5 protein-coding genes and 1 pseudogene are annotated in these 4,627 nt (G+C 36.4%); 4 read left to right on the top strand and 2 right to left on the bottom strand.

Annotated features, from left to right (window positions below):
• The 3 genes and pseudogenes from ACWATR_RS38655 to ACWATR_RS38645 form a co-directional block, all read left to right on the top strand.
• A pseudogene (locus ACWATR_RS38655) lies at positions 1–200 on the top strand (hypothetical protein); the annotation flags it as partial.
• A 399-nt stretch (positions 201–599) separates the two neighbouring features.
• On the top strand, positions 600–770 hold the full coding sequence (locus ACWATR_RS38650; protein WP_460345281.1) for a ribbon-helix-helix protein, CopG family: 171 nt from the start codon (positions 600–602) through the stop codon (positions 768–770).
• Between the two features lie 64 nt (positions 771–834).
• Positions 835–1,407, top strand: a complete 573-nt coding sequence (locus tag ACWATR_RS38645; protein ID WP_460345278.1) for an SH3 domain-containing protein — start codon at positions 835–837, stop codon at positions 1,405–1,407.
• A gap of 317 nt (positions 1,408–1,724) precedes the next feature.
• Here ACWATR_RS38645 and ACWATR_RS38640 read toward each other — a convergent pair whose 3' ends face one another.
• Complete coding sequence (locus tag ACWATR_RS38640; protein WP_460345275.1) at positions 1,725–2,534, bottom strand: hypothetical protein; 810 nt, start codon at positions 2,532–2,534, stop codon at positions 1,725–1,727.
• A gap of 24 nt (positions 2,535–2,558) precedes the next feature.
• Positions 2,559–2,714 (bottom strand): hypothetical protein, encoded by a 156-nt coding sequence (locus ACWATR_RS38635; RefSeq protein WP_460345272.1) that lies wholly within the window; start codon positions 2,712–2,714, stop codon positions 2,559–2,561.
• Positions 2,715–3,312: 598 nt separating this feature from the next.
• On the opposite strand from ACWATR_RS38635, the gene ACWATR_RS38630 reads away from it, so the two are divergent.
• Positions 3,313–4,335 carry an HNH endonuclease gene (locus ACWATR_RS38630; protein WP_460345269.1) on the top strand — a complete coding sequence of 341 codons (1,023 nt, stop codon included), beginning with the start codon at positions 3,313–3,315 and terminating at the stop codon, positions 4,333–4,335.
• Positions 4,336–4,627: the final 292 nt, after the last annotated feature.

Raw genomic sequence — 4,627 nt, 5'->3', positions numbered from 1 at the left:
TGGCATTTTTAGGGTTCTGGTTTTTATCCTGGTATGGTGCAATCATTCCTATAGCGTTGACAGGGGCTATGCCTAATTATATGGTTGCACTATTTGTAGGAATGCCTATATTGATGCTGATTATATTTGGTGTAGCTTTTTGGTCAGAAGCAAATCGTAGTCGCAGTGAATTGACTCAAATTATTCAAAGACAAGTATAGTTAACTATTTGCAAACTAAATAAGGATGGCAATTGCCTACAGCAAGTAGTTAAGCGATGGTGCTTGGCTTAACCAAAGTATTACTCTCCCGAACTTAACTCAGGTTGGTTCAAAATTGCCTCTACTAGCAATGCAGTCGGTAAACTGCTATTTACCATGTATTTACACTGAATGCTTAATTGCAGAAAAACTTTTAGCTTATGTTCTATTCACAATTGTTGTCTTTAAATTACTTAAGCTTCATAACTTAAACTGAATTTAAACTCTTCACTACGGCTTTACACTTATTAGTATTTCCGTTACAGCTTCTTGAGGCTAATATCATTAGTTTTATCATTGTGATAACAGTTTGAATGATTGATATTAGAGAAGTAGTTTCAATTTGAGTTGATTAAATCAGTGAATAAGAAATGGGCGACTAAACGACTTACAATCAATCTGGCATCAAGTGAAGCAGAGAAGCTTGAAAAATACTGCTCAATGACTGGTAGACCCGCAACCGATGTAATTCGAGAGTTGATTCGCTCTTTGACTGTTGAACAAACTTCTACCCCAGATAACGGACATTAACTTAACTACAAAGATTTTAAGCATCATGAATAAATCCCTAAAAACATTTTTTATAACAGCAATTGTGACTGCCTCTTTAATTGGAGCAACTGCTACCCATGCAAAAGCTGATACTTACCGTGCAGGAGAATTTACAATTACTTTGAGTGATGGCGAAAATGGTAGAACCTATACAGGTTGTGATACAAAAGGTAAATGCATTAATTTAAAAGGTGGAACGTCTTGGCGTGATCAGGGTTATCGAGGTATTACTTGGGAAAATGGCGATTATACTTATTCAGTTTCTTGGCTAGAAAATTCTAATGAAGGAATGTATTTGAATATTTACAACGGAGATAAACGTATATTGCGCCGTAAACTAATAGCAGTTGCCGACAATCCAGTACCTGTAGTTCCTATTAAAGTGGTTATTTGGTGTGATGTAGTGAATTTAAAATCTGGACAACTGGCACTTCGTTATAGTCCCGATGGACAATCTAGGGCAGGTCTGAATAATGGTAATCAAGTTGTACTAAAGAAACAACAAGGCATCTGGGCTTATGTAAGTGTATTTCAAGGCCCGAATAGTAAAGTTAATGGCTTGGAAGGATGGGTTAACTCAAATTATCTATCTTGTACTCAAGAACCGATTGATTAACTCATTCTATTTGTTTTATTTAGGAGCGATCGGCGCAAGTTTAGTAAACGATTGCTTTTAATCTGATATGTGCATTCTGTCAAATTGGCTGATTCAATCTGCCCTGATATTCCTTAACGCAGAGAAGCAAGTGGTTCTACCAGACCCTCACAGTTTTGGTCGAGATGGGGACGGTGTGGGTTGTGAACAGTAAGTACATCAAAAAATACTTAGAGACTATTTATAAAGTAAATCTTTAGACAACAAGACGACGTAGCATAATCCTAGTCAAACACCCAAATGTATCCCCAGGCTATAACTTGTTAAACAGCAAAACTCTAGCAGATAGGTACTGCTTCTTTATTCTTTTTCATGTCTTCTAATTGGGTACATTTCGCTTCTCCATTAAACATCTGTCTTGCCCAATGTTCGCAGTTATAGCTTAGTTTATTCCAAACTCTTCTTTCTTGATTTCTAGACTCTTTAATACGTCCTTCTAAATGGCTGTAAGGGATTATTTCTGGTAAATGCTCTTTAATAATCCAATCTGGAGAGTAGGCTGTTTCATGAACGTAACCAAATCCTTTTTCAACAAGGCTATTTTGAGCTTTAATGGTTGCACCTGTAAAAAAGTGTGCTACTCTAAAACCTTTTTGACTAGGTACAATAATTCCGTAATGTTCGTAATTTCTCTCCTTTTCATCTTTGCATTTAATAGCCACAAGATCCCCTGGCTTTACAGGCTCACCATTAATATCAGTAATATCTGGCATTCTATCAAGGAGAGCATAGTAGTTAGACAATGAGACTATTTGAGACTCAGTAGCTTTGAATAAAGCCTCTATCCATTTTGGATCGCATTCAGATACTTTTTCTAAAATTTTATTGTAGATATCGTTTATTTTTTGAAAATGATTAATCAGAGCTTTTACAGAGTTAAAATACTGCTCTATATTATTTTGATGGAAACTAGTATCTATTTCTATTTCTAAACAATTTGATATCTTTTGACAAATATCTAAAATTTCTTTGTCTCTTGTATGTTTTGCAATTAGGCTTAGTTCGTGGTGAATAGTGCCATTATGAAGATGATGTTGAATTTCTGCAAATAAATTCAAAATATTACCTGGATGTGCTTTAGCCGACATACGTGGAGCTTATAGTTATAAAAATTAATCTTTGCTAGACTTGTACTTTTGTTTTTGTTCTACCTCTATTGATTCAATAAAAGCTTCTGAAACAATAGGAGCTATTTTTTGTAAAGCCTTTGAAGCTATACTCCCAACTTGAATAGCAGACGATATATTACTTGGGCTTGAAATAGACATAGTACTAATTATTTATAGTTTGTTGATACATATATATCATTAAGTTATCAAAACGTAAATAGACTAAATTTATAAAACATTAAATATCCTGTAAAGCAAAATGGGAAAAAATGGGATAAATTACTTAAAATATTCTGTTTACTAAGCGTTGAAGTAAAAAGTTCATGCTTGCTTAGTTTTTGTAGAGCTATCTATCGTTTATGATAGCTAAAATCTAGCTATACGGATCTTGTCTCTAGCCATACGTTGGATAAGCTGCTAGTTACCATGTATTTTTACTAAATGCTTAATTACTGAAAAAGCTTTACCTTACATCTATTCACAGTTTTTGCATTTCAAGCACATAATACCAAACCTAAAAACTGGCTTATATAATGCTGATTGCTGTATCAATAAAAAATATATCTAAATAGTTAATAAAACAGCTAAACTAGCTCCATAGTTCAATTTCTAAGCTAGCACAACCTAAATTTATAAATTCCTTACTATCTCTTTAAATATCCTCTGGAAGTTCATGATTAATGCTGATGTGGTTCTTAGCTTTTAGGGGAGAAGCTGAACTAAATACAAAATCTTCAAAACAACAGTTTACTAAAACATGGATTTCATCAACCAAGTACGAAATTTGGCGGATACGCTCAAAGATAAAGCGCAAGAAGCAGCAACTAATACAGTAAATGGGATAGAAGGAGTAGTTGATGGAATTAAAAATACTACTGTTGAGATTACTACCTCAAGTATTAATGCAATTAATGATTTGCCTGCAACAGCACAGCAAGGTTTTCAAGCTGTACAAAATGTGGGTAAAGTATTAGAAGGCACTGCAATTGGTGTGACAACTTCGAGTGTAGCTATGGCAGGGGCATTACAAAACTTGCCTAAGACAGCTGCGGAACTAGCCCTAGAGATGCCCAAGATTGCATATAGATTGAGGTATCGTGCTGGTTTGAGAACTGGGGATTTGCCTCGCTCTGATACAGATGTCATGAAGCTTTTTGAGAAAATTCCCGGTACATCAAAGCTAGGAGCTAATGAACGGACTATTCGTGAATTCTTGAGCGATAAACATGGGAGCCATATCATTCCACGCTCTCAAGGAGGCTCAAATGGTGCTGACAACATCTTATGGGAAGTGGGTATTAATAATCTCCGTCGCGGAGCCGAAGTTATGACTGTTGGAGAGCAGTTTTATATTCGCGTTTACAATGCTGTAGATTCTATTGTCAGCAATTCTGGAACAATTGCTAAGTTGGGGATCACTGCTACAGGAGCCGCTATTCTTACCCAAGTTATAGTCACAGCGATTTCATACTCCTTGGATCTTTATCGGGGCGACATTACTGTTGAAGAGTATAAAAATTTAATTATAGAAGCTGCAAAAGCAGCAGGCATTGCGACACCAATTGTTTTTCTGATCTTAGTGGCTGTATTAGCGTTATTTCCAGAATTTACAGTTGTATTATCTGCACCAGTGGTTATTGCAGGTTTCAATGCCTTATTTGGCATGAGTATTGCGATGCCGATAGTACAATCGCTACTCCGTCATGCTCAAGCTGGTGGTTTTGGCACAGAAACTGCTGATGCAGAAAGAAATGCGCTTGGTGGATCTGCGCCTACTTGAAATCTGCGACAAATTTTAACTGGAGTGCTGGTTTTAGCTTCAAGGCTAGTTTCGTTTGTCTTGACAGCTAATCATACGTAAATAACTGAACATTGTTACAATCTCTACATTTCCGTGTCCGCAGCTTTTCGCCTTCCCCCCACCCAGCCCCATCAGCACGGAAATACACCCACTGGCTTACTGATTCTCCAACGGTACGACCCATTCACAAAATTTTGTGAACCACAGATAGGACATGGCGTTTCTTGTGGGCTAAGGTTTTTGTGATTCGGTTGGTTGTTCATGAGCTTCC

This window comes from Nostoc sp. UIC 10890 (assembly GCF_054786515.1).
Note: the sequence above shows the minus strand (reverse complement) of the source record. Positions and strands in the feature narration are given on the sequence as shown.

What these genes read in the sequence shown, in the direction of transcription:
- ACWATR_RS38640 (WP_460345275.1), bottom strand. Translation starts at nt 2,534, where the DNA reads ATGTCGGCTAAAGCACATCCAGGTAATATTTTGAATTTATTTGCAGAA.
- ACWATR_RS38635 (WP_460345272.1), bottom strand. Translation starts at nt 2,714, where the DNA reads ATGTCTATTTCAAGCCCAAGTAATATATCGTCTGCTATTCAAGTTGGG.
- ACWATR_RS38630 (WP_460345269.1), top strand. Translation starts at nt 3,313, where the DNA reads ATGGATTTCATCAACCAAGTACGAAATTTGGCGGATACGCTCAAAGAT.